The sequence below is a fragment of the Arthrobacter sp. efr-133-TYG-120 genome (assembly GCF_030209785.1).
Classification (GTDB): Bacteria; Actinomycetota; Actinomycetes; order Actinomycetales; family Micrococcaceae; genus Arthrobacter.
This window is the reverse complement of the sequence record NZ_JARVRI010000005.1, coordinates 180,946-205,003: the sequence shown is the minus strand read 5'-3', so window position 1 is coordinate 205,003 and position 24,058 is coordinate 180,946. Positions and strand designations below refer to the sequence as shown.

Below are 24,058 nucleotides of genomic sequence, written 5' to 3'. Positions count from 1 at the left end.
TTTTTGTGTCTACTCAGTTCCAGGGCGTCATTCCCCCGGTCATCACCCCCCGCCACGCCGACGGGCGCGTTGACACCGCGTCCCTGAAGAACGTCACCAAACACCTGCTCGACGGCGGCGTGTCCGGCCTCTTCGTGCTGGGCTCCTCGGGCGAGGTCCCCTACCTGACCAACGAAGAGCGCGAACTGGTGGTCTCCACGATCGCCGACGCGAACGCCGGCGCCGTGCCCCTGATCGTCGGCGCCAACGAACAAACCACCAACCGGGTCATCGAAGAAGCACGCAAAGTCGTGGATCTCGGCGCCGACGCAATCGTGGTCACCTCCATGTACTACGCCATCGGCAACGCCCAGGAGACCGAAACCCACTTCCGCAGCATCCACGCTGCCGTGGACAAGCCGATCTTCGCCTACGACGTCCCCGTCCGCACCCACTTCAAACTGCCCACCGACCTCCTGGTCCGCCTCGGCCGTGACGGCGTCATCGCAGGCGTCAAGGACTCCTCCGGCGACGACGTCTCCTTCCGCCAACTCCTCCTCGCAGCCAAGGACATCCCCGACTTCGACATCTTCACGGGCCACGAAATCGTCGTCGACGGCGCCCTCCTCGCCGGCGCCCAAGGCGTAGTACCCGGCCTCGGCAACGTAGACCCCGCCGGTTACCGCCGCCTGTTCGACGCCACCCAGGCCGGAGACTGGACCGCGGCGGCCGCCGAACAAGACCGCCTGGCCGACCTCTTCGACATCGTCTACACCCCCAATGGCCGGGTCTCAGGCGGCGCAGCAGGACTAGGCGCTTTCAAGACCGCCCTCCAAATCATGGGCATCATCGAATCCAACACCATGAGCGCCCCCATGCTCTCCCTGAACGCCGAAGAAACCTCCGCAATCCGCACGATCCTCGAGCGCAACGGCCTGGTCTAGGAGGGCGGCGTCGGCTCGCCTGATTCAGGACGTCACCTATGCTGCGTTGTCGTCAGCTCACCCGAGCTTGTCGCCGTGGTCGGGTCGTGCCGCAGGACCAGTTTTGCCGTCCCTTAGACACCTCCCGCCATGCCGCTCCGGTCGCTGGGCGACCTGCGCAGCATTCTCGTCGGCGATGCGGGACTACACAAAACCGTCCCTCCGGCACTCGGGTGCTTGCAGAACCTTTCGGAGCGGTCCGTTTTGGACCGCCGCGTCACCGGGAACGTCAGCATTCCTCGGCGCGGCGGGCGAGTGGTGAGTGGACAGCGCAAAGCGCGGGCGCATTGTTTCGTGTAGGCGCGCATCGCCGACCAGAGTCGTCTGAAGGTCGCCCAGCGACCGGAAGACGATGTCGGGAGGTGTCTAAGCGCCGGCGAAATGATGGGTCCGCGCTGACCCACCCACGGCTAACCTGACCACAGACGCAACCGCAGTAAACACGTGACCCAACAACGATGAACCCAGCAACCGAACGATCCGGAGGACAAACATGATGTACGTGGTCGGGGTCGATCTTGGGGGGACGAAGACTGCCGCGGGGGTTGTGGGGGCCGATGGGGAGGTGTTGTTTTCGGAGCAGATTCCTACGCTGAATCGGGACGGGGGCGACGCTATTTTGCGGGCAACTGCGGCGCTCGTCGGGCGGCTCATGCGGCGGGCGGCGGGTGCGGGAATCGACGTCGTGCGTGTTGGCGTGGGTTCGGCCGGGGTCATCGATGCCGTGAATGGCGAGGTGGTTTCGGCGACTGATGCGATCCTGGGGTGGGCCGGGACCGGATTGACGGCGGGGTTGGCGCAGCTCCTGGGTTTGCCTCGGGGGTCGGTGAGTGCCGTCAACGATGTGCATGCGCATGCTCTGGGTGAGGCGTGGCGTGGGGCGGCTGCCGGGTCTTCGAGTTCGCTCATGGTGGCTTTCGGTACGGGTGTGGGCGGCAGCTTTGTGCTGGACGGCGCTCCTGTTTTGGGGCACCACTATGTGGGTGGGCACGTGGGGCATTTTGCGTCGCCGTACGCCTATCACGAGGGCAAGGCCCTCCCGTGTGTGTGCGGCGGCTCGGGCCACGTCGAGGCGATCGCTTCCGGCCCGGCCATCCACGAATCCTTCGTCCGTTTCGGCGGCTCCCCCGAGGTCCCGGACGCTCGTGCGGTGTTTGCCTTGGTGCACGACGGAGATCGTGCCGATTCGGCCGACGGTACGGCCGCCATCAAAGCCATCGGGGCGGGCGCAGGTGCCGCGGGGCAGGCGATCGGCGGGCTCGTCAACATCCTCGACCCGGAGACGGTGGTGGTTTCCGGGGGTTTGGCGGATGCGGGAGATTTCTGGTGGAAACCCATGGAACGCGCCCTGCGCAAGGAGCTCATGGCCCCGCTTGCCGACATTCCCGTGCTTCGCGCGGCGCTAGGCAATACCGCGGCCATTGTGGGCGCGGCCAAACTCGTCCTGAACTGACACCCGAACGCCCAAACGCCCAAACAACCGAACCCCTCGCAAGGAGACACCCCATGATCCTGACCCCCGATGGCCTCGAAGCCCTCCGCTCGCAGTTGATCGTGTCCTGCCAGGCCTACCCGGGCGAACCCATGCGCGATCCCCGGACCACCGGCCAGGTGGCGGCGTCGGCCGTTATCGGTGGAGCCGCCGCAGTCCGCGTCCAGGGCCTTGCGGACGTCCAATTCACCCGCGCAGCTGTGGAGGTCCCGGTGATCGGGCTCTGGAAGGACGGGCACGACGGCGTTTTCATCACCCCGACGCTCCGGCACGCCCTCGCCGTCGCGAATGCCGGCGCCCACGTCGTGGCCATCGACGGAACGCGACGCGCGCGTCCCGATGGCTTGTCTCTCAAGCGAACCATTGACGGAATCCACGCCGAGTCGCACGCCTTGGTCATGGCTGACTGCGGTTCCTACGCCGATGCGGCGGCCGCCGTCGACGCCGGTGCTGACCTGATCGGCACCACCTTGGCCGGGTACAGCGGGGACCGTCCCAAGACTGACGGCCCCGATCTTGAGCTTCTCGCGGAGATCGCCGGCGCTGGGCTGGGCAAGCCGCTCATCGCCGAGGGCCGCATCCATACCCCGGCACAGGCCCGCCAGGCCCTCGACGCCGGGGCGTTCGCCGTCGTCGTCGGCACCGCCATCACGCATCCGGCGAGCATCACCGGCTGGTTCAAAGGCGCGATGGACACCTGACCCGGCAGAATCCGTCGCCGGATCCCTGATCCCGGCCTGTGTCCGGGCGTAGGCTTCTCCCATGGCTGAGGAGAATATCCGGGAATTCGATGTCATCGTGATCGGCGCCGGGACTGTGGGGGAAAACGTTGCAGACCGGGTGGTCCGGGGCGGCCTCACCTGCGCAATTGTGGAGGCTGAGCTCGTCGGCGGGGAGTGCTCCTACTGGGCCTGCATACCGTCTAAAGCGCTCCTTCGGCCGGGAACCGCCCTGCACACGGCACAATCAGTGCCCGGAGCGTCGGACGCCGTCACGAAGGTCCTGGATCCCGCACCGGTCCTGAAATACCGTGACTACTTCACCAACAAATGGCAGGACGACGGCGCGGTCCAGTGGCTCGTGGACACCGGCATCGAACTCATCCGGGGCCGGGCACGCATCACCGGCCCGCGTGAAGTCCAAGTGGATGGCAAGGACGGCACCAGCTACTCGCTCAAAGCCCATCACGCCGTGGTGGTGGCCTCCGGATCCACACCGCTCATCCCGAAAATCGACGGTTTGCGCAACGTCCCCTACTGGACAACCCGCGGAGCCACGTCTGCACGGCACATCCCTAAACGGTTCATCGTGCTGGGCGGAGGGGTTGCCAGCGTAGAACTCGCCCAGGCTTTCGCCCGCCTAGGCTCGGCGGTTTCGATCGTTGCCCGAGGCCGGCTGTTGAGCGCGTTCCCCGAGGAAGCCGCCGATTTGGTCGCTGCGGGACTTAGGGCCGACGGCGTCGATCTCCGTCTCGGGACAAACACCACGCGGGTCGAACACGACCCGGACCAAGCCTTCAGCGTCACTCTCGGCGACGGGACGGTCTTGAACTCTGACCAGTTGCTGGTGGCCACAGGTCGTCGGCCTTCCCTTGATAATTTGGGACTCGAAAACGTAGGGCTCGACGCCGAGGAAGGCAGGCCCTTGCGCCTCACCACGGACTCGAGCGGCTTGGTTGAGGGCGCCGCCAGCGACGGCACGAGCGGGCTGTGGCTTTATGCGGCCGGCGACGCCGCGGGATCGGTGTTCCTCACCCATCAGGGCAAGTACGAGGCCCGGGCAACCGGCGACGCCATCGTGGCCCGCGCCAAAGGAACCCTCCACGGCACCCCGAAGGCATGGAGCGCCCTCGCGAAGACGGCCGACGAATATGCGATCCCCAGCGTGGTCTTCACGGATCCGGAAGTGGCATCCGTGGGACCGAGCCTCAAGCAGGCGCTGCAAAAGGGCATTAACGCAAGCTCGGTTGAGCTCCCCATCAATGTGTCCGGCTCCCAGCTGCATTCGGAAAATTACCAAGGCTGGGCACAACTGGTGGTGGACGAGGACCGGAAGGTGGTGCTGGGCGCGACGTTTGCCGGGCCCGGAGTGGCCGAGCTTTTGCACGGCGCCACCATCGCGATTGTGGGCGAAGTGCCGTTGGACCGGCTGTGGCATGCCGTGCCGTCGTTCCCCACCATCAGCGAGGTGTGGCTGCGCCTGTTGGAGAAGTACGGACTCTGACCCCCTGGCCGCCGCCGGTCGACGAACCGTTGTGGCGTCGGGAACGCGGGAGGAGAATGGCCGCATGGCCAAGCACCTCGACATTGACGGACACCCAACCTGGGTGGAAGACCTGGGCGGTCCCGGCGAACCGCTCTTGTTGTTGCACGGCGGCTTGAGCAACAGCGACGACCTGCTCAAGACCATTGGACCAGGCTTGTCGGAGCGGTTCCGAGTGATCGCCTTCGATCGTCGCGGCCATGGTTACACTGCGGACACAGATGTCGACTTCCACTACGCGGACATGGCCACCGAGACGATTCGAGTGCTCGAGAACGTCGTTGGCGGACCTGCCCATCTGGTGGGGTGGAGTGACGGCGGTATCGTTGCCCTGCTTGTCGCACTTCGGCAGCCTGAACTCGTGCGAAAGCTCGTGGTCATTGGTACCAATTACCACTACAACGGCACGGTGCCCTTCGACTTGGATCCCCAATCGCCCATTGCGCAGGAACTGGGCAGGGCCTACATCGAGCGGTCTCCGGATGGGCCCGAACACCTGGATGTCGTCTTTGGCAAGAGTGTCGCGATGTTCACCACAGAGCCGACACTCACCACCACCGACATTGCGCAAATTACCCAGCCGGTGCTCGTCATCGTCGGCGACGACGACGTGGTCACCTTGCCCCACACTCTCTCGCTCTACGAAGCCTTGCCCGAAGGCCAACTTGCGGTCGTTCCGGGCGCATCGCACGGGCTTCCACTGGAACAGCCGGAAACAGTCGCCGGCCTGATAAGCAACTTTCTGGCCGCGGCGGAGCCGCCGCGCACGTTCATGCCAATTCGCCGTGCAAGGCAAACAGACAGCTAGGTTCCCAGGAGGCGAAGGGATCTATTTGAACTGACTGGTCAGTTCAGTTACGATTGGAGCAGATAACAAGTTCTGCGAAAGGTCCAATTGTGCTGTCTGCACAGCAACTCCAGATCGACGGCCGCCGGGACGATCTCCTGCCTCCCACTTCCCTCGAAGCCAGGCGCGGCGAGCTCCTCCTTGTCAGCGGCGACGGTCAGGACCAGCGCACGGCCTTGGCACTTGCTCTGAGCGGCCGGATGAAGACCAGCAAAGGCCTCCTGAGCTGGGACAACTCGGCGAAAACCAAGAAGCTCCGGGCTGCGAGCGCCCTGATTGATGCTCCGGGTGTCAACGAGCCGGAGCAGCATCTGAGCGTCCGCGACCTCGTCACCGAAGACCTCTCCCTCATCCCCCGCCGTTACCGCGGCGCGCTCCTCAGCAAGCCGTGGCTCAAGATCAACCGCTTCGAAGACATCGCCGGGCTGTGGATCGAGCAACTCCCTGCGGACCGCCGCCTCGAACTGCTGACCGCCCTGGCCCTCGCGGACCCTGCCCTTGACCTTCTGGTGCTCGATTCCCCGGACCGGCACAGCGCCAACACTACGGACTGGCTCCCCCGGCTTGAGCAATTGGCGTACGACGCCGGGCGGCCACTCGCCGTCGTCGCCGTCGTCTCTGCCCTTCCGGTCGGCTGGGACGGCCCGGCCGCCGTGATCGGCAACTCGGTCACGCACACGGCACCCGCCGAACCCGCGGAAGCCGCACAAGAAGATCCCGAAGAAGTACCCGAAACCCTGCAAAGGACCGCAAAGTGACTGTTCTGCGGCTGGCCCGCTCCGAACTCAAGCGCATGACCGGCGGGCTCCTGCCCAAGCTGACCATCCTCGCCCTGACCATGGTGCCCCTCCTCTACGGGGCCGTGTACCTTTACGCGAACTGGGATCCTTACGGCAACCTCAACCAGATCGACGCCGCTTTGGTCGTCGAGGACGCGGGAGCCCAGCCGGCTAGCGGCCGGGAGCTGCAGGCTGGCCAGAAGGTTGCCGACAGCCTCGTGGAGAGCCACGTGTTCAATTGGCAGCGGGTGACCACCACGGCCGAAGCCGACGCCGGCGTTGAATCCGGCAAGTACGCCTTCGCCCTCAAGATCCCGAAGGACTTCTCGGCCAACCTGGTCTCGCCGGGCAGTTTCAATGCGGCCAACCAGGCGATGCTCAACGTCACCACCAATGACGCGAACAACTACCTCCTCAGCACCATCGTGGACAAACTCACCACGGCGGTGCACTCCACCGTGGCCAAGGAAGTAGGCGAGGAAACCGCCAACCAACTCCTCACAGGCTTCGGCACCCTCCACGCTTCGATCGTTAAGGCGTCCGACGGCGCCTCCCAACTTGCCGACGGCGTCGGCAAGCTCAGCGACGGCGCGGCCGCCCTTCACGACGGCACCAGCAAGCTCAGCAGCGGTGCGTCCGAGCTCCTGGCGGGCCAAAACAAGCTGCGCGACGGCGCCAATCAACTGAACGGCGGTGCCGGGCAGCTCAGCGCGGGCCTCACGGAGCTGAAGAACAAGACCGCGTCCCTCCCGGCAGACTCCCAGAAGCTTGCCGACGGCGCCGCCCAAGTAGCCGCCGGAAACGCACAGCTGAACGCGAAAGTCCAGGACGTCGTCGGGCAGCTTTCGGCGTTCGACGCCGGGGCGCGGGACCGCGTGGTGGCCTCCAACGCGAGGCTCGTGTCCGCAGGGGTCATCACCCAGGACCAGGCGAACAAGATCCTGGCCGACTTCGACACGGCCGCCGCGTCCGCTCCGGTCACCGACGCCAAAGCCAAGATCTCGGCGGATGCCGCGCAGATCCAGCAGCTCTCGGACGGATCGGCCGCGGTCAGTGCCGGCGCCGCCAAGCTTGCGGGCGCTACCCCGGCGCTGACGGGCGCCATCGGCCAGGCCTCGGCAGGCGCGGACCAGCTCAGTTCTGGAGCCTCCACGCTCGCCGCTGGCGAACAGTCCGCCGTCAACGGCACGGCGGCCCTCGCGGACGGCGCCGCAAAGCTCGACGACGGCGCGGCGCAGCTTGCCACTGGTGCTGCCAGCGCCGCTGACGGATCCCGCACCTTGGCGAGCGAGTTGGCGAAGGGCGCAGGCAAGGTCCCGAACCCGAACGACGCCCAAAAGAGCGAGGTGTCCAAGGTGATCGCCGATCCTGTGGCGGTCAACAACGTATCGCAGGCCAAGGCAGGGTCCTACGGTGCGGGCCTGGCCCCGTTCTTCCTGACACTGTCCCTCTGGATCGGCGTGTTCATGCTGGTCCAGGCCATGCGTCCCATCACCCAGCGGGCCTTGGCGTCGAACGCGCCGTCATGGAAAATCGCCGTCGGCGGCTGGCTCCCGTTCTTCGTGGTGTCCGTGCTGCAGGCCAGTATCCTCACCCTCGTGGTGGACCTGGGGCTGGGACTCAACGCGGCTCACCCGGTGTGGATGTGGTTGTTCATGCTGGCAGCGGTCATGGCGTTCACGGCCCTCATCCAGGGCATCGTGGCCTTGCTCGGGACTCCTGGAAAGTTCGTCGTGCTGATCCTGCTGGTCCTGCAGTTGGTGTCGTCCGGCGGAACGTTCCCTTGGCAAACCACCCCCATGCCTCTCCACGTGGTGCACGAGATCATGCCGATGGGCTACGTAGTGACCGGCATGCGGCACCTGATCTACGGCGGCGACTTGACCATGATCTGGCCGATTGTCCTGGGGCTACTTGGCTACACTGTGCTGGGGGCCGCGCTTTCCACGCTGGCTGTCCGTAAGCACAAGTTCTGGACCCTCAAGACCCTGAAGCCGGAGATCGCTGTATGAGCATGCAAGAGCCGGATGTCTCGGGGCTCCCGGAGAAGAAGCTCCGCCCGGCCCGCACCAACGCGACCAAGCAGCGCCTTTTCGACGCTTCGATGGAGCTGATCGGCGAGCGCGGCGCAGCGGGCGTCACCGTGGACGAGATCGCGGCCGCAGCCGGGGTGTCCAAGGGAACGGTCTATTACAATTTCGGCAGCAAGTCCGATCTGATCGCCCAGTTGCTGCGCCACGGCGTCGACATCATGCTCGGCCGGCTCCAGACGATTGAAGGCCTGCACGCCGATCCGCTCGAAGCGATGGAGGCCATGCTCGGGCAAGCCATGGACTTCATGGACGACTACCCGTCCTTCGCTCGGCTCTGGATCAGCGAGAACTGGCGGACGCCCAGCGAATGGGGCAAGCTCTTCGTCGAGCTCCGCAGCGAGCTGTTGGCCGTGATCGGCGCGGCGATCGAAAAGGTCGCCACCACGTACACGGTGGATACGGGCATTGCCCGGGGCAGCCTCGAGGCGGCGATGTTCGGAGCGATCTTCGTGGTGGGCCTTGACCGGCAGACGTACAACCCCGAGCGCACCCGCGAGCAGAGCATAGCGGCCCTCATGACCATCATGCGGGGCTACGTACTGCGGTAACGGTATGGCAACTGCCGCGTCTTGGGGCGCGGCGCTGCCGCGGGTCAGGGATGATTAATCCCATGCGTCACATGGGGAACAGCGGAAAGCTTGCGATCATCTCTGCTGTGGTGTCTGCTGGTTTGCTGGTGCTCCTGGCCATCACCCTTGACGAAACCGTGATGTACATCTTCCTGGGGGCCCTGGCGATCGGCTACCTGGCGTGCGTCGCCGAGGTTTTCACCCGTCGCAGGTACTTCATGCTGGTTCTCGGGGCCATCTCGACGATCCTGTTCATCGCGTTCGGAATCGCGTTCCTGCGCATGTGGGGCCTCGCCTTCAACCAGGACGAGAACGCCCTGGGCAGCGCGGTGAGCACCAAGGACTCGGACATCTATTTCTACCTCGCCGCGCTTGCCGGCTGCAGCTCCCTGCTGATCTTGTTCGTGGGGGCGGTATGGCCATCGCGCCGTGCGAAGGCAGTGGCCCGTCCGGCTGCCCGGCGGCCCGCGCCCCGGCCTGCTTCGCGGCCTTCCCCGGCACCCGGCAGGACCGCCCAGCGACCGGCGGCCCGTCCGGCCTCGGGAACTGCGAAGCGCCCTGCACCACGCACCCCCGCCAAGCGCCCGACGTCGGGATCCGCCCCTCAGCGCAAGCCGGCCCCCAAGCGCTGACGCACTTCGGCCGCCGCCAGATCCCCAGGCTTCTCGCGCCGTTGCAGCACGGCAGTCGCGACGCCGCCCAGCAGGAGGAGCCCGCCGGCCAGTTCCGCCGTCGTAGGGACCTCTGAGATGAGCAGCCACGCGGCGGTCATTCCCACCACCGGGACCAACAACGTGAAAGGCACCACGGCCGAGCTCGGGTACAGGCTGAGCAGCCGGTTCCAGATGCCGTAGCCCACCAACGACGCGAAAATGGCGGTATACAAGGCGCTCAGGATGGTGGCCGGCTGAAGGTTGGTGAGGGTCCCGACGACGGCTGCCGGGCCGTCGACGATGAGCGACAGGGCCGCGAGGGGCAAGGGGACCACGGCCCCGGACCAGACCACCAGCCCCAGTCCCGAGGCCGCCTTGGCTTTGCGGGCGATGATGTTGCCCGCGGCCCAGGACAAGGCGGCGGCGAGCACGATCATGAGCGGCACTACGGGGGCCACCAAGCTTCGACCCACCGCCACCAGCGCTAGCCCGGCGACACCCAGCACAACCCCTGTCAGTTGCCGCTTGCTCGGCCGCTCCCCCAGGAAGCGGGCCGCCAACAGCACCGTCAGGAGCACTTGAGCCTGCAGGACCAGCGAGGCAAGTCCTGCAGGCATGCCGAGCGCCATGCCCAGGTAGAGGAGGCCAAACTGCCCGGCGCTCATGAAGAGCCCGACGCCGATGATCGCCTTCCAGCTGACGTCCGGTTTGCGGACGAAGAAGATGCAGGGGAACACCACCAGCACAAAGCGGATGGCCACGAACAGTAGAGGCGGCACGTCGGCCGCGCCACCGCTCCCGTTACCGGGGTGCAATCCAAAGTCGATCGCGACGAAATTCAGGCCCCAAAGGACGGCGACAAGGACGGCGAGTGCTGAGTGGCGGATATTCACGATTCAACTCTGACAGCCAAGCCAATGAAGCACCAGCGTTGAATTCTGCATCGGATCATGTACGTTTGCTTCATGATTGAGATTGCGGCGCTACGGGCCCTCGTAGCAGTGGAACAGCAAGGATCGGTGGTGGCTGCCTCGGAGGCCATGGGCTTCAGCCCCTCGGCGGTTTCCCAGCAGATCAAGAAGCTCGAGAAGCAAAGTGGCGTGACGGTCCTGGAACGCCACGGCCGCGGCGTACTGCTGACCGACCGCGGGATGGCGTTGGCAGAGTACGGACGCCGGATCCTGGGCGAGTTGGAGGAGCTGCAGGCCACGCTGCTCGCCGACCCAACGAAGCCGAGCGGCGTGCTGCGGCTCGTGGCATTCTCCACCGCTTGCCGGGGTCTTGTGGGGCCGATGCTGGCGAAACTCGGCACGGCCCAAGCCGTTGCCGCCGGATCTTCGGCCGCGGCGGGCTCCGGGCTTGGCGCATCCGGGCTTGAGGTCCGTGTGGTGGCCGAAGACCCGCGCGAGGCCGTCCAGAGGGTCGCCACCGGAGAAGCCGATCTCGGCGTCGTCCACAATTGGCACTCCGTACCCTTGGTCATTCCGGAGAACATGGTCCACGAGGACCTCTGCCTGGATACCGCCGACGTCTTGCTGAACTCAGCCCACCCGCTGGCTGGCCGGACCGCCGTCGAGCCTTCCGACCTGGTGGACGAAAGCTGGATCAGCACGCCAGCTGGGGCCATCTGCAATGAGGCGTTGCTGGCGATCCTGGCAGGCCTGGGGCGCGTGCCGGACATCCGCATCTACGACCCCGACTTTTCCACCCATATCGCTATGGTCCAGCAGGGCGTGGCGGTGGCGCTCGTGCCACGGCTCGGTAGGCCCGAGCTCCCCGCTGGAGTGGTGGCGGTGCCCGTGGTCAATCCGATGCAGCAACGCCAAGTGGGAATCGTGTACCGGAAGACCATGATGGCAAGCCCCAGCATCCGCCACGTGGTCCGCTTGCTGCAGGATGTGGCGGCCGGCCTCGAGGTGGGCTAGCTGGGACCATCCGCGCGAGCTGGCGGCAGATGCCCTCTGGCCGCGCAAAAAAGGGCATTAGCTGCCAGTTCGCGCGAGGGAGCTACTTCTTTGGGCGCGGAACTGCGAAGTGGGTCAGCCGGGCATCCTGCCCATCGAGTTCAGCCCACGGCTTTTCAAGTTCCATGACTGTCATGGCGCTCGTGGGGTAGCGCGTTGCGGCGTCCATGTAGGCGTCATGGTCCGAGTCGCGGGAAGCCAAGTGCATCGCGAGGTCCTGCACGCCGGGCATGTGCGAAAAGATCATGAGAGTGGTGACGGTTTCCGGCACATGGTTGATGACGGTCAACATGCGTTGCGCGGAGGCGGCGTACAGGCCGTCCTCGAGTTTCGGCGTCGGGGCCTTGTCCCCCAGCTCGCTGCACACCCACGTGCAGGTCTGCCGGGTCCGGAGCGCGGACGAACACAGGATGAAGTCCGGAATCACGTGGTGCTTAAGGAGCCATTTCCCGGCAAGGGGGGCTTCCTTGTGGCCGCGTTCGGCAAGGGGTCGCTCATGGTCCGGCACACCGAGGGGCCAGTCCGACTTCGCATGCCGCATGATCACCAGCCGCTTGATGTGATGCTCGCTCATCCCCCCACCCTATCGCCGCGGAGGCACATGCTCACTGGTCCTGAGCGCAGGAATGCGGCCGCCTGGTTCGCGCGGGCGCTGTCGCGTGAGCGGGACATCCCGAAAGCGCCGTTGTTGCGTGAGGGACGAGCGCAGGCGCCGAGGGATCGTCCCGCGGAAGCGAAAGCGCCCGCCCCCAAAGAACGGGGCGGGCGCCTTGGACGGGTGGGGACTAGATCGAGTATTCCGGAGCGGCCCAGACGATAACCTCGGGGTGCTCGTAGAAACGGTAGCCCTGGCCGCGCACGGTGCGGACCGTGTTTGCCAGGCGGCCGAGCTTGGATCGTAGGCGCCGGATGTGGACGTCGATGGTGCGCTCGTTGGGGACCTCTTCGGCGTTGCGCCACAGGCCCTCGAGGAGTTCGTCGCGGCCCACGGTGCGGGTGCCGTTCTCGACGAGGTAGTTGAGGAGCTCGAATTCCTTGAACGTGAGGTTCAGGGATTCGCCGTCGAGGTGCACCTCACGACGAGCGAGGTCGATCAAGACGCCGGACGGGCGGGCTTCCTGTGCAGGCTGCGGGCGGAGCGCCTCGGAGCGCTGGCGGTTGCCAACGGTGGGGTCACCGAAAGTCGAACGGACGACGTCGAGCGCGGAACCGGGCGCGCTGGCCGGGGCTACTGCGACGGCGGCATAGCTCTCGGCGCCGGAAACGAGGGACTGCGCGTAGGCCCGGATTTCCTGGGCCAACTTGGCAATGGACGTTCCGGCGGCCGCGGCCGTGTCCTCGTCAATGCCCATGTAGAGCACGAAACCGCGGGCCACATTGTCATTAGCAACGGGACGGATAGAGCGGTCCGCTGGAGCCAAGACCGGCGTGGGCGCAGTCATCGGCGAGGCCTCGTTGGCGGGAACAGCGCGGAGCTGGCCGTAGGAGTTGGGGTTATAGCCCTGGGGGACGTAGCCGGGTGCCTGGCTGCCACCCTGCGGTGCGGGCTGGGCGTAGGCCGGGCGGTTGCCGAAGCCGGGACGCAGGCCGGCGTTCGACGCGGCCTTATTGGCGTTACGGACGGAGATGTGGACGTATCCGGATGCAACTGACATGGAGTGCTTACCTCAAAGTGAATAGCCGTCATCGCGGCTTCGAATGCTGGTCTGGTCCCCGCAATGAGATGGGGAGGGGCGCCCGACGCTGGGCAGGGGGCGAATGCCTGAAACTTGTTGGGGTCTTAAGTTAGGCATGCATTCGACAACAGCTCATCGAAGTACCAGCGGGTGCGCTGGGCTCGATCGCTGCGGCTGCAGATGCTGTTGAGTTCTTGTTCACATTTGAAGTGTGCAACGTAACAAAGGGAACTTGCAAGTAACAAAGGGCCGGACCGTCCACATTTTGAGACGAATCGGACTATTGTGCCGCACATCACAATTCACACATGTCCAAATGTGACCCATTCTCGTTCGTCACACTGGCTATTCTTGGCGCAATATTCGAATATAATTTTATGAATTTGCCGTTTTCTGAATCTCAAGCCACGTCACGCGCTTGCCTTTGAATCTCGAGATATGAAACAACCCTTGTCCAATCCTGGATCGGCATCTCGTGAAAATTCTTTGGCAAATCGTCTGCTAGGACCCCCGCAATGGCCCTAGCCTCACGCCGCGCTCGCACTGGATGTCGTTTTGAAGGCCCGTAACGACATCAGCTCCGTGGGCCCACGCCGCTAGGGTTCCCTGGCCGTGGGGCCACGCCGGCGAGGGTCCCTGCCTGAGCTTGCGAAGGCCGGGACCCGGTGGGGACTTGCGAGGCGAGGGTGGCGGTGGGGACTAGTTGGTGGTGCCGGTTCCTTGGGTACTTGATGTGGTGGCAGTAACGATCTGGATGGACTGGGCCGTGTACTTGTCCGATTCCTTGAGCGCAGTGACCCTCACGCTGGATCCGGATTTCACATCGGCGAGGGTCAGGGTGGTGCCGCCGCTTCCGCTTCCACGTTGCCGCAGGCCTTCAGCTACCACGACGTCCGTTCCCAGCGCATAGGTTTTCGTGAACCCGTCCTCGCTCTTGACGGTCATGGAACTCGCTGAGATGTCGGTGACCGTACCCAACTGGCCCGCCATGGTGACATAGCTGCCGTTCTGGAGGACCACGTATTCCGAGTGGACCGCGGCGTTCAGGCCGCCCATGCCGACGCCGAGCCCGCCAGGGCCTGCGTTCGTGCCGCCCGGGCCACCGAATCCGCCCTGGCCGTTCTGCCCGGCCCCAGGTCCCTGCGCGTTGGTGGTATCCGCGGCCGCGGTCCCGTTGCCGGCGGCATATGCACCGGCTCCTGCCGCTGCCGCGACCACCACCGCGACGCCGCCAACAATGAGCCCCTTCTTCAGGCTCCAATTCTTGAAAAACGAAGGCCGGGGCTGTCCGGCGTTGTATTGCTGCGGAGCACCCCACCCAGCGGCCGGCTGCTGGTTCGCCGGCGGCTGCGGAGCACCCCACCCGGCGGCAGGCGGCTGATTCGCCGGCGGCTGCGGAGCACCCCACCCGGCGGCCGGCTGCCCGGCACCAGCCTGCGCAGAATCATCAAGGGGGCGGATCACCGGCTGCGGGTGTCCGTTCTCCGGCTCGGAACCAGGTACGGAGGGGTTGTTTTGCTGATCCATGGTGTTCTCCATCGAAATCGAGACTGTTTGGTCGTGATTGTTCTTGTCCCAAACAGCGTCAGCCGCTTTGCTGTGCGTTGGCTGTGTCGAACTGAAGGCTTCCCTGTGACCTGCAGAACCGCCACAACCTCCGGACAGGTGGCTAGGCTGGGACTCACAGGGTGCTCACAGCAACGGCAAAGCACTGGCAAACCGGCAGATTGGAGAGTTGTCCCATGGCATCCTCGCACTCCATGACCAACAACCTTCCGCAACTCAGCCACCCGGACGGTTCCCCCATCCGTGCCCTTGTGGTTGACGACGAACCCAGCCTCGCCGAGCTCATGAGCATGGGCCTCCGCATGGCGGGCTGGTCGGTGGCGGTGGCGGGCGACGGTCCCGCTGCGGTAAAGCTCGCCAAGGACTTCCGACCGGACGTCCTGGTGCTGGATGTGATGCTTCCAGGGTTCGACGGCGTCGAGCTGCTCGGCAGGATCCGCGCCTTTGCGCCGGAGGTGCCTGCGCTCTTCCTCACCGCCAAGGACGACGTACAGGACCGCATCGTCGGGTTGGCCGCCGGCGGCGACGATTATGTCACCAAGCCCTTCAGCATGGAGGAAGTCCTGTTGCGCCTGCACCGTCTGGTCCAACGCTCGGGGGTGGCCGCGATGGACACCGCCGAGCTGGTGGTGGGCGACTTGACCCTGAACGTCGACACGCGTGAAGTTACCCGCGGCGGCGAGGACATCCCGCTCACGGCGACCCAGTTCGAGCTCCTGCGCTACCTCATGGAGAACCCCAAGCGCGTGGTCAGCAAGGCCCAGATCCTGGACCGCGTGTGGGACTACGATTTCGGCGGCCAAGCCAACATCGTGGAGCTTTACATCTCATACCTGCGCAAGAAGATCGAGGCCAACCACCCGCCCATGATCCACACGGTGCGCGGAGCAGGCTACGTCATCAAGCCTGCCGAATAGCCGGGGCGCCGAATGTCCGCACTCTCGGGTATCCCCCGCCAGACCGACCATAGCTGGTTCAATCCTTCAACCTGGCACTTGCGCACGCGCTTGATCCTTCTCTCCATGGCACTCCTTGTGGCCATCTGCGGTGCAGTCGGGGTGGTCAGCTATGCCTCCATGGATGTGTTCCTCACGAAGCAGCTCGATCAGCAATTGATGCAGGCCTCCCACGGCCGCCCGCCGCAAGGCAACCCTGGCGGCCGTCCGGACCCGCTGGACCCCCGCGGCCAGAGCATCGGCACGCTCAATGCACGCATCCTTGCAGGCCAGGTGAGCAGCGATGCCGGCTTCTTGTCCTCCGATGCCACACGTGCGCCGTTGTCGCCCAGCGACGCCCGAATCCTGTCGGCGCTCCCGTCCGATGGCCGCCCGGTTGATCGCACGCTGTCCACTGGCGGCTACCGGCTGGTGGCCACCGAAACTCCTTACGGCGATGTTGTCATCACAGGTCTCCCGCTCGCCTCGAAAGAGGACACCGAGGCCTCCCTCGTCTGGACCATGGTGCTGGTCTCCTTGGGCGGACTGGTCCTGATCGGGCTGGCCGGAACCGTGCTGATCCGCCGTACCATGCGGCCGTTGGAGCAACTCTCCGACGTCGCCACCAAGGTGTCGAAACTTCCGCTTGACGCCGGTGAAGTGGCCCTCGCGGTGCGTGTTCCGGCGTCGGCGGCCCATCCGAGCACCGAAGTGGGAAGCGTCGGCCATGCTTTGAACCTGATGCTGGACAACGTCTCGAGCGCCCTCGAGGCCCGCCAGCAAAGCGAAACCAAGGTGCGCCAGTTCGTCGCGGATGCGTCGCACGAACTACGCACTCCGCTGACCGCCATCCGCGGCTACACCGAACTCTTGCGCATGACCGAGACGTTCACCGAAGACGGGCGCAAGTCGCTGGGCCGGGTGCAGAGCCAGTCCGAACGCATGACCACCCTCGTGGAGGACCTCCTTCTCTTGGCCCGGTTGGACGAAGGGAAGGCCCCGGAATTCACCGATGTGGATCTCACGCAGTTGGTGATCGAGACCGTCAGCGACGAGAAAGTCATGGCCCCCGAGCACATCTGGCAGCTCAAGCTCCCGGATGAGCCCCTCACGGTCCGCGGCGACACCACCCAACTCCACCAGGTTTTGGCGAATCTGCTCTCCAACGCCCGCAAGCACACCGAGGCGGGAACCACCGTGGTCACGGGCGTGATGCGCTCCGCCGATGGCAGCGCCGTGGTGACCGTGACCGACAACGGCCCGGGCATCCCGCCTGAATTCCAGGGCAGGATCTTCTCCCGCTTTGCCCGTGCCGACGCCGCCCGGTCCGGCTCCGAGGGCACCTCCGGCCTCGGCTTGTCCATTGTGGAATCCATCGTTCAGGCGCACGGCGGCACGGTCGAAGTGGCGTCGCGGCCTGGCCGGACGGAGTTCGCGGTGCGGCTCCCGGCGCTCAGGACTGCCCCGGCCTGACGGGCGAACCAGAAGAGTACGACGCCGGTGCCCGGCACGCGCAAGTCGACGCACCGGCGTCGTGATCTCCGTTACCTAAATGTGACTTAAGCTGGATCCTCCTGTACCGTCGAATAGGTGCGCTGGATCATTCCGGCCACCGCCGGGTAGGCGCCGAGCTCTGCCACTCCCCGGTGCCCAACAGTCCAGGCAGAGACGGGGGACCCAGGTCTCCGGGCAAGCGCTCATGTTGAGCCAGCCCTAGGGGTGAAGCCGTGCCGCCACGTTCCGCTGTGGCCACGGCCGGATGACCTCATCCGAATCCGACAGCTAACTCCGCAGGCGTCGAGAGGCAATCACCATGTCTGATTCCAAGGATCAGTCGCGCCCTGTTGCGCGCCACCGCGGCGAACCTGCCCGGAGAAACAAGTCACGTTCCACGCTGAGGCGAGCCGCCTCGAACCTCGGCACCGGCCAGCGCATGGCAGTTGTTGCCGGCGTCGTTGCCGTGTTCCTCGGCGCAGGCGCTGCCACCCAGGCCGCCGGACAAGCCATCAACGCCCAGGACATGAGCCGCACGTCCGAATCCCGCACGGTGGATCACTCAGCCACGCCTTCGGCCACCGCCACGCCGTCGGCGAGCGCAAGCGCGAGCCCCAAGCCGAGCACTGCGTCGACGCCAAGCCAGGCAGCCGCGCCCGCTCCAGCCGCCATCGCGCCCCAGGCTGCCGCACCGGCCGCACCCGCTGCACCCCCTGCTCCAGCGGCACCGGCTGCACCCGTCGCCGTCGATGATCCCTCCGGCGCCCAGGCCTACGCCGCAAGCATCCTTCCCTCCTACGGTTGGGGCCAGGGCGAAATGTCGGCCCTAATCACTTTGTGGAACAAGGAATCGGATTGGCGCACCACTGCCACCAACGCCTCCAGTGGCGCTTACGGCATTGGGCAGTCGCTGCCGGCCGAAAAGATGGCGTCCGAAGGCGCCGACTGGCAGACCAACTACCAGACGCAAATCCGCTGGGGCCTGAACTACATCAAGGAACGCTACGGATCGCCGTCCGCGGCATGGTCCTTCCACTTGGCCCACAACTGGTACTAAGCCAAGAGCCAACCACAAAGTACGTCGAGGTCCGTCCCTTCCGGGGCGGGCCTCTCCGTTTCTTGGCCAGGCAAGTGATGCGCCACGCTGGTCACACATCCACAGCCACGTCACAGGTTCCGCCTAAAGCCTTCATATTCGGCAACGGCACTCTGGATACATGACGCTCATCGAATCCACCTCCGGAACCCTGAAGGACCCCGCGGTGGTGCCGCCGGGCCTTCCCATCCAACCCAGCACTCCCATCCAGCGCGGCACGGGGCGGCGCGCCCCCGTGGACACCCACACCGCCATCCCCGTCCTCGACGTCACCATCCCCGTCTTCAACGAGGAACGCGATCTCGAAGAGTGCCTGCGCAGGCTTCACGGCCACTTGCGCGAATCCTTCCCGCATGGCTTCCGCATCACCGTGGCGGACAACGCGAGCACGGACGGCACGTTGAAAATCGCGGAGCGCGTAGCCCGGGAACTGCCCGAGCTCGCGGTTGTCCACCTTGACGAGAAGGGACGCGGCAACGCCCTTCGCAAGGTGTGGCTTGCATCGCCGTCGCCCGTTCTGGCTTACATGGACGTTGACCTTTCCACTGACCTCGCCGCACTGGCGCCCCTTTTGGCGCCGCTGATCTCCGGCCATTCGGACCTCGCCATCGGCACCCGACTGACCCGTAACTCGCGGGTCGTCCGCGGCCCCAAACGCGAGTTCATTTCGCGCAGCTACAACTTGATGCTGCACTCGTTCATGGGTGCCCGCTTCAGCGATGCCCAGTGCGGCTTCAAAGCGATCCGGGCAGACGTCGCCCAGCAGATCCTCCCGCACACCATGGATAACTCGTGGTTCTTCGACACCGAACTCCTGGTCCTCGCCGAACGCTGCGGCCTCCGGGTCCACGAAGTTCCCGTCGACTGGATCGACGATCCCAATTCCAGCGTCGACGTGGTGCGGACCGCCCTCGCCGACATCCGCGGCATGGTCCGGCTCACCCGGGATCTCGTCTCGGGCCGCATCCCCATTCCGGAACTGCGGGCGGCACTTGCACGCGGGCCGCTCCCGGCGTCGTCCCGCATCGCCGAGCAAAGCCCGCGCAGCAGCCTATTCGGGCAATTGGTCCGGTTCGCCGCGATCGGCGCTGCGTCCACCCTCGCCTATGTGCTCATCTTCCTGTTCTGCCGCGGCTTCATGGACCCGCAGCTGGCGAACTTCCTGGCGCTGCTCGTCACGGCCATCGCCAACACCGGCGCCAACCGTCGCTTCACCTTCGGCATCCAGGGCGGCAATCCCGTTCGGCACCACTTCGAGGGGTTGATCGTCTTCGGGATCGGCCTCGCACTCACCTCCGGGGCACTCGCCTTGGTGCACAGTACGACGACGCCGGACCGCTGGGGCGAGCTCCTCACCGTGGTCGCAGCGAACCTCGCCGCCACGGCAGTCCGCTTCCTGTTGTTCCGCCTTTGGGTCTTCCGGCAGCCTGCGGCGCAGTCGGCTGAACCCACGACACAAGCCAAAACGCGCACAGAAACGGCAGCATCATGACCTCCACGATCACTCCCGCAAGCACAGGACCCGCCGCCGGAAATGCTGACGCCGGCCCCGCCGTCGGGATTGCCGACGCACCGCGCCACTCGGCAGGCCCATCAACCCCGGACGCCAAGCCCCGCTGGACCCGATACGCCTTTGGCCGGCAGCCCCGCTGGGTGCGGCCGTCCGCCGCCGGGCTCCTCGTAGCCACCGCGTTCCTGTATCTCTGGAACCTCGCGGCCACCGGCTACGGAAACTCCTTCTACGCAGCGGCCATTCAAGCCGGCACCAAGGACTGGACGGCGCTTCTGTTCGGTTCGCTCGACGCCGGCAACGCCATCACCGTGGACAAGCCTCCGGCCTCCTTGTGGATCCCTGCTTTGGCGGGCCGGATCTTCGGCTTCTCTCCCCTGAGCATGCTGGTTCCCGAGGCGCTGATGGGCGTGGCCGCCGTTGGATTCCTTTACTTGACGGTCAAGCGGGTTTCCGGACCAGGCGCTGGCTTGTTGGCCGGTGGGGCATTGGCACTGACCCCGGTGGCCGCGCTCATGTTCCGCTTCAACAATCCCGACGCCATGCTGACTCTCTGCCTGGTCCTGGCGGCGTACTTCACTACCCGCGCCATCGAACGGGCGGGCTGGAAGTGGCTCGCCGCTGCCGGCGCTGTAGTGGGCCTCGCGTTCCTGAGCAAGATGCTGCAGGGTTTCCTGATTGTTCCGGGCCTGGGACTCGCGTACCTCTGGGCCGCCCCGACCCCGTTGCGGCGGAGGCTGCTGCACCTGCTCGGCGCGCTGGCCGGAATCGCAGTAGTAGCCGGCAGTTATGTCGCCCTCTTCCAGCTGACCCCGGCATCGGCACGGCCTTACATGGCGGGTTCGCAAACCAACAGCTTCCTCGAGCTGACCTTTGGCTACAACGGGCTGTCCCGCATCACGGGTTCGGGCGAAGGCACGCCCGGCGGAGGCGGAGCGGGCGCCCCTGCTGGAGGCAATCTCGGTGGCCTCGGCGCCTTCGGCGGCGGCGGTGGCGGTGGCGGCAACGCCGGATTCGGTGGCGCTGCCGGGATCACCCGCATGTTTGGCACGAGCTTCGGCGCTGAGGTCTCCTGGCTTCTCCCTGCTGCACTGATTCTGCTGGCAGCCGGCCTATGGTTCACCCGCCGGGAAGCGCGGGCTTCCCGCACCCGTGCCGCGCTCATCCTGTGGGGTGGCTGGCTTCTGGTGACGGCGGGCGTCTTCAGCTTCATGAGCGGCATAGTCCACCCCTACTACGCGGTAGCGCTCGCACCGGCAATCGCAGCCTTGGTAGGCATTGGCAGCGTTGAGCTGTGGCGTGGCCGTGGATATTGGCCGGCCAGGATCGTCCTGGCCGTGGTCATCCTCGGTAGTTCGGCCTGGTCCGCGGTTCTCCTGGGCCGCGACGCCTCGTGGCTTCCGTGGTTGCGCATCGTGATCGTCGTCCTAGGTGTGGTGGCGGCAGCGGCAATCCTGCTCCGCCTCGACTCGTTGCGCTTTGCCGGCCAAAACACGGCGGGGCGGTTCCGGAACGCAGCGGCCGCGGCCGTCGTCGTCGTTTCCCTTCTGGCCGGCGGCCTCGGAACAGCGGCGTGGACGCTCGCGACGGCGGCTACCGCGCACTCCGGTTCCATCCCGACGTCGGGACCCAGCGGTTCCGCCATGGGCGGCTTCGGAAACCGCGCCGGTGGGTTCGGCGCGGGTCAGGCGGGAGGGCCCGGTTTCGAGGGAACGTCCGACGCCGGACTGACCGCCCTGCTGAAATCCACCACCACGAAGTGGTCGGCGATCGTCTCCGGTGCGACCCAAGCCGCAAGCCTTGAGCTCGCCACGAATTCCAACGTGATCGCGCTCGGTGGCTGGAACGGCGGCGATCCCTACCCCACGCTGGCAGAGTTCCAGGACATGGTGGCCAAGGGACAGATCGGCTACTACATCGCAGGAGGCGGCATGGGTGGCGGCGGGTTCGGAGGCCAAGGCGGCAATTCCGAGGTAGCCTCCTGGGTACAGGCGAACTTCCAAGCCCAGACGGTGGGCAACTCCACGGTCTACAAGCTGACAAAGTAGATTCCGATGACCACTTCCTATTCCACAGGCACGGACTCCGAGGCAAGGCAGCCGGCTCCGCCGCCGCTGTTGGTGGGGCCGACTGCGCCGCAGGAAGCGGCCGTTCCCCACGGAGGGGGCGGCCGCGCCCGGGCCGGATCGCCCCGCCGGTCCCGCCAGCCCCGCCGCACCCGCGGCCCGCATGCCCTGCGGCACCGCGTGGAGCTCGGTTTCGTGCTCCTGGCAACGGCGGTCCTTTATCTCTGGAATCTCGGCGCTTCCGGCTGGGCCAACGCGTTCTATTCCGCGGCGGCCCAGGCCGGTTCGCAGAATTGGGCCGCATGGTTCTTCGGATCGTCCGACGCCGCCAACTCCATCACGGTGGACAAACCGCCGGCGTCGCTCTGGATCATGGACCTCTCGGTACGGATCTTCGGGCTGAGCTCCTGGAGCATCCTGGTTCCCCAGGCGCTCATGGGCGTGGCCACGGCCTGGCTGCTGTATCTGGCAGTCAGGCGAGCCGCGGCCCCCGCTTCCGGCGATCCACAGCTCGCCCACCGGGCCGGGCTGCTCGCCGCCGTCGTCATGGCCATCACCCCGGTAGCCACCCTCATGTTCCGGTTCAACAACCCGGACGCCCTGCTGGTGCTACTCATGACGGCCGCCGGCTACGCCACTCTGCGGTCCATGCAGGACAACACACTGCGCTGGCTCCTGCTGGCCGGAGTGTTCCTTGGCTTCGGCTTCCTCACCAAGCAACTCCAGGTCCTGCTGGTGGTTCCTGGATTTGCGGTGGCGTACTTGGTTGCCGCGCCGGGTGGAGTGGGGCGTCGCCTGCTTCATCTGCTCGGCGCGGGGGCGGCCATGGTGGTCGCGGCCGGCTGGTGGCTCGCCGTCGTCGAACTCGTTCCGGCGAACATGCGGCCATACATCGGCGGCTCACAGAACAACTCGATCCTGGAACTGACGCTCGGTTACAACGGCCTCGGCCGGCTGAGCGGCCAGGAGACCGGCAGCGTGGGGGGCGGCAACGGTTGGGGAGTTCCCGGGCTGTTCCGGATGTTCAACAACGAATTCGGCGGCCAGATCGCGTGGCTGCTCCCTTCGGTGCTGGTCCTCGGGGCCGGGCTGCTGTGGCTGGGCCGGCGTGCCCCGCGCACGGATAGCGTCCGCGCCTCGGTGATCGTGTGGGGCTCGTGGGTGCTGGTCACCGGGCTCGTGTTCAGCTTCATGGCAGGCATCATCCACCCCTACTACGCGGTGGCGCTGGCCCCGGGCATCGCCGGGCTCGCGGGCCTGGGCGGGGCGCTTTTGTGGCAGCACCGCGCACAGCTCGTCGCCGCGGTCGTGCTCGCTGTGGCAGTTGCCGCAGCTGGATTCACGGCCTTCGGCCTCCTGGGCGGCACCACCGCTTATGGTCCGTTGCTGCGCTGGGCCGTGCTGCTGGGCGCATTGGCGGCTGCGGCCGGCTTGCTGCTCTCGGGACGTTTCCCGGTCCGCATCCTCCACCGCACGACGGCGGCGCTCGCCCTCGCGGCCTCCCTTGCCGGTCCGCTGGCGTACTCGATCTCTACCGCCTCCGTGACGCATAGTGGCGCAATCCCCAGCGCCGGTCCCGCGACTACGTTCGGTGGCTTCGGCGGCTTTGGAGCCCGGGGCGGCTTCGGGCAAAACAACGCAGCCCAGAACACTCCCCCGCAGACCCTCCAACAGCCGGGCGCCCAGGCCGGCGGCTTCGGAGGGAACCGGCAAGGCGGCGGCCTGGGCGGCCTGCTCGGCGCCACCACGCCGTCGTCGGAAATGGTTGCCGCACTGAAATCCGGCGCCTCGAACTACACGTGGGCGGCCGCCGTCGTGGGCTCGAACAACGCCGCCGGCTACCAGCTGGCCACCGAACTGCCGGTCATGGCGGTGGGCGGTTTCAACGGCACGGACCCGTCTCCCACCCTTGAGCAGTTCCAGCAACTCGTGGCACAGGGCAAGATCCATTACTTCATCGCCGGCGGGACCATGCAGGCGAACAGCGGATCGGAAGCCCCTGCCCAGATCGCGCAATGGGTGGCTGCGAACTTCCAGTCACAGACCATCGGCGGGACCACGGCGTACGCACTGGCGGGCTAGAACCGGCTGGCT

Annotated in this window: 20 protein-coding genes and 1 riboswitch; of the genes, 16 read left to right on the top strand and 4 right to left on the bottom strand. The window is 66.1% G+C overall.

The genetic code is table 11. The features are described from left to right. The first annotated feature begins 5 nt into the window (after window positions 1-5). From QRN51_RS04290 to QRN51_RS04250, 9 genes are all read left to right on the top strand, one after another. Window positions 6-923: a dihydrodipicolinate synthase family protein gene (locus QRN51_RS04290; RefSeq protein WP_284988760.1), complete on the top strand. Its 918-nt coding sequence runs from the start codon at window positions 6-8 to the stop codon at window positions 921-923. Between the two features lie 532 nt (window positions 924-1,455). Continuing rightward, window positions 1,456-2,415, top strand: coding sequence for an ROK family protein (locus QRN51_RS04285; protein WP_284988759.1), 960 nt, complete (start codon window positions 1,456-1,458; stop codon window positions 2,413-2,415). A gap of 53 nt (window positions 2,416-2,468) precedes the next feature. Continuing rightward, window positions 2,469-3,155 (top strand): N-acetylmannosamine-6-phosphate 2-epimerase, encoded by a 687-nt coding sequence (locus QRN51_RS04280; RefSeq protein WP_284988758.1) that lies wholly within the window; start codon window positions 2,469-2,471, stop codon window positions 3,153-3,155. Between the two features lie 61 nt (window positions 3,156-3,216). Beyond that, window positions 3,217-4,677: a dihydrolipoyl dehydrogenase family protein gene (locus tag QRN51_RS04275; protein WP_284988757.1), complete on the top strand. Its 1,461-nt coding sequence runs from the start codon at window positions 3,217-3,219 to the stop codon at window positions 4,675-4,677. Between the two features lie 64 nt (window positions 4,678-4,741). After that, complete coding sequence (locus QRN51_RS04270; protein WP_284988756.1) at window positions 4,742-5,524, top strand: alpha/beta fold hydrolase; 783 nt, start codon at window positions 4,742-4,744, stop codon at window positions 5,522-5,524. Between the two features lie 89 nt (window positions 5,525-5,613). Continuing rightward, window positions 5,614-6,321, top strand: coding sequence for an ABC transporter ATP-binding protein (locus QRN51_RS04265; protein ID WP_284988755.1), 708 nt, complete (start codon window positions 5,614-5,616; stop codon window positions 6,319-6,321). After that, the gene (locus QRN51_RS04260; protein WP_284988754.1) at window positions 6,318-8,354 is read left to right on the top strand and encodes a YhgE/Pip domain-containing protein; all 2,037 of its coding nucleotides are present in this window, start codon (window positions 6,318-6,320) and stop codon (window positions 8,352-8,354) included. The genes QRN51_RS04265 and QRN51_RS04260 overlap by 4 nt, the downstream gene beginning before the upstream one ends. Then, window positions 8,351-8,983 (top strand): TetR/AcrR family transcriptional regulator, encoded by a 633-nt coding sequence (locus QRN51_RS04255; protein ID WP_284988753.1) that lies wholly within the window; start codon window positions 8,351-8,353, stop codon window positions 8,981-8,983. Before QRN51_RS04260 ends, QRN51_RS04255 begins: the two co-directional genes overlap by 4 nt. Window positions 8,984-9,054: 71 nt before the next feature. After that, window positions 9,055-9,636, top strand: coding sequence for a hypothetical protein (locus QRN51_RS04250; RefSeq protein WP_284988752.1), 582 nt, complete (start codon window positions 9,055-9,057; stop codon window positions 9,634-9,636). Here the strand turns inward: QRN51_RS04250 and QRN51_RS04245 are convergent. Then, window positions 9,609-10,550 (bottom strand): EamA family transporter, encoded by a 942-nt coding sequence (locus QRN51_RS04245; protein ID WP_284988751.1) that lies wholly within the window; start codon window positions 10,548-10,550, stop codon window positions 9,609-9,611. The genes QRN51_RS04250 and QRN51_RS04245 overlap by 28 nt on opposite strands. 72 nt (window positions 10,551-10,622) lie before the next feature. Here QRN51_RS04245 and QRN51_RS04240 point away from each other — a divergent pair, with 72 nt between their 5' ends. Continuing rightward, the gene (locus tag QRN51_RS04240) at window positions 10,623-11,582 is read left to right on the top strand and encodes a LysR family transcriptional regulator (RefSeq protein ID WP_284988750.1); all 960 of its coding nucleotides are present in this window, start codon (window positions 10,623-10,625) and stop codon (window positions 11,580-11,582) included. 82 nt (window positions 11,583-11,664) lie between these two features. Here QRN51_RS04240 and QRN51_RS04235 read toward each other — a convergent pair whose 3' ends face one another. The 3 genes from QRN51_RS04235 to QRN51_RS04225 form a co-directional block, all read right to left on the bottom strand. Beyond that, window positions 11,665-12,195: a SixA phosphatase family protein gene (locus tag QRN51_RS04235; protein WP_059388618.1), complete on the bottom strand. Its 531-nt coding sequence runs from the start codon at window positions 12,193-12,195 to the stop codon at window positions 11,665-11,667. Window positions 12,196-12,406: 211 nt separating this feature from the next. Further along, window positions 12,407-13,276, bottom strand: coding sequence for a winged helix-turn-helix domain-containing protein (locus tag QRN51_RS04230; protein WP_284984188.1), 870 nt, complete (start codon window positions 13,274-13,276; stop codon window positions 12,407-12,409). Between the two features lie 720 nt (window positions 13,277-13,996). Further along, window positions 13,997-14,824, bottom strand: coding sequence for a hypothetical protein (locus QRN51_RS04225; RefSeq protein WP_284988749.1), 828 nt, complete (start codon window positions 14,822-14,824; stop codon window positions 13,997-13,999). 215 nt (window positions 14,825-15,039) lie between these two features. Here QRN51_RS04225 and QRN51_RS04220 point away from each other — a divergent pair, with 215 nt between their 5' ends. The 6 genes from QRN51_RS04220 to QRN51_RS04195 all read left to right on the top strand — a co-directional run bounded on the left by QRN51_RS04220 (window position 15,040) and on the right by QRN51_RS04195 (window position 24,046). Continuing rightward, window positions 15,040-15,780, top strand: a complete 741-nt coding sequence (locus QRN51_RS04220) for a response regulator transcription factor (RefSeq protein WP_078106594.1) — start codon at window positions 15,040-15,042, stop codon at window positions 15,778-15,780. 12 nt (window positions 15,781-15,792) lie between these two features. Continuing rightward, on the top strand, window positions 15,793-17,271 hold the full coding sequence (locus tag QRN51_RS04215; RefSeq protein ID WP_284988748.1) for a sensor histidine kinase: 1,479 nt from the start codon (window positions 15,793-15,795) through the stop codon (window positions 17,269-17,271). A 164-nt stretch (window positions 17,272-17,435) separates the two neighbouring features. Next, window positions 17,436-17,609, top strand: a riboswitch (cyclic di-AMP (ydaO/yuaA leader). Window positions 17,610-17,611: 2 nt separating this feature from the next. Then, on the top strand, window positions 17,612-18,349 hold the full coding sequence (locus QRN51_RS04210; protein WP_284988747.1) for an aggregation-promoting factor C-terminal-like domain-containing protein: 738 nt from the start codon (window positions 17,612-17,614) through the stop codon (window positions 18,347-18,349). A 160-nt stretch (window positions 18,350-18,509) separates the two neighbouring features. Further along, window positions 18,510-19,880 carry a bifunctional glycosyltransferase family 2/GtrA family protein gene (locus QRN51_RS04205; protein WP_284988746.1) on the top strand — a complete coding sequence of 457 codons (1,371 nt, stop codon included), beginning with the start codon at window positions 18,510-18,512 and terminating at the stop codon, window positions 19,878-19,880. Further along, window positions 19,877-21,946 (top strand): glycosyltransferase family 39 protein, encoded by a 2,070-nt coding sequence (locus QRN51_RS04200; protein ID WP_284988745.1) that lies wholly within the window; start codon window positions 19,877-19,879, stop codon window positions 21,944-21,946. The genes QRN51_RS04205 and QRN51_RS04200 overlap by 4 nt, the downstream gene beginning before the upstream one ends. A gap of 6 nt (window positions 21,947-21,952) precedes the next feature. Then, complete coding sequence (locus QRN51_RS04195) at window positions 21,953-24,046, top strand: ArnT family glycosyltransferase (RefSeq protein ID WP_284988744.1); 2,094 nt, start codon at window positions 21,953-21,955, stop codon at window positions 24,044-24,046. The last annotated feature ends 12 nt before the right edge of the window (window positions 24,047-24,058 follow it).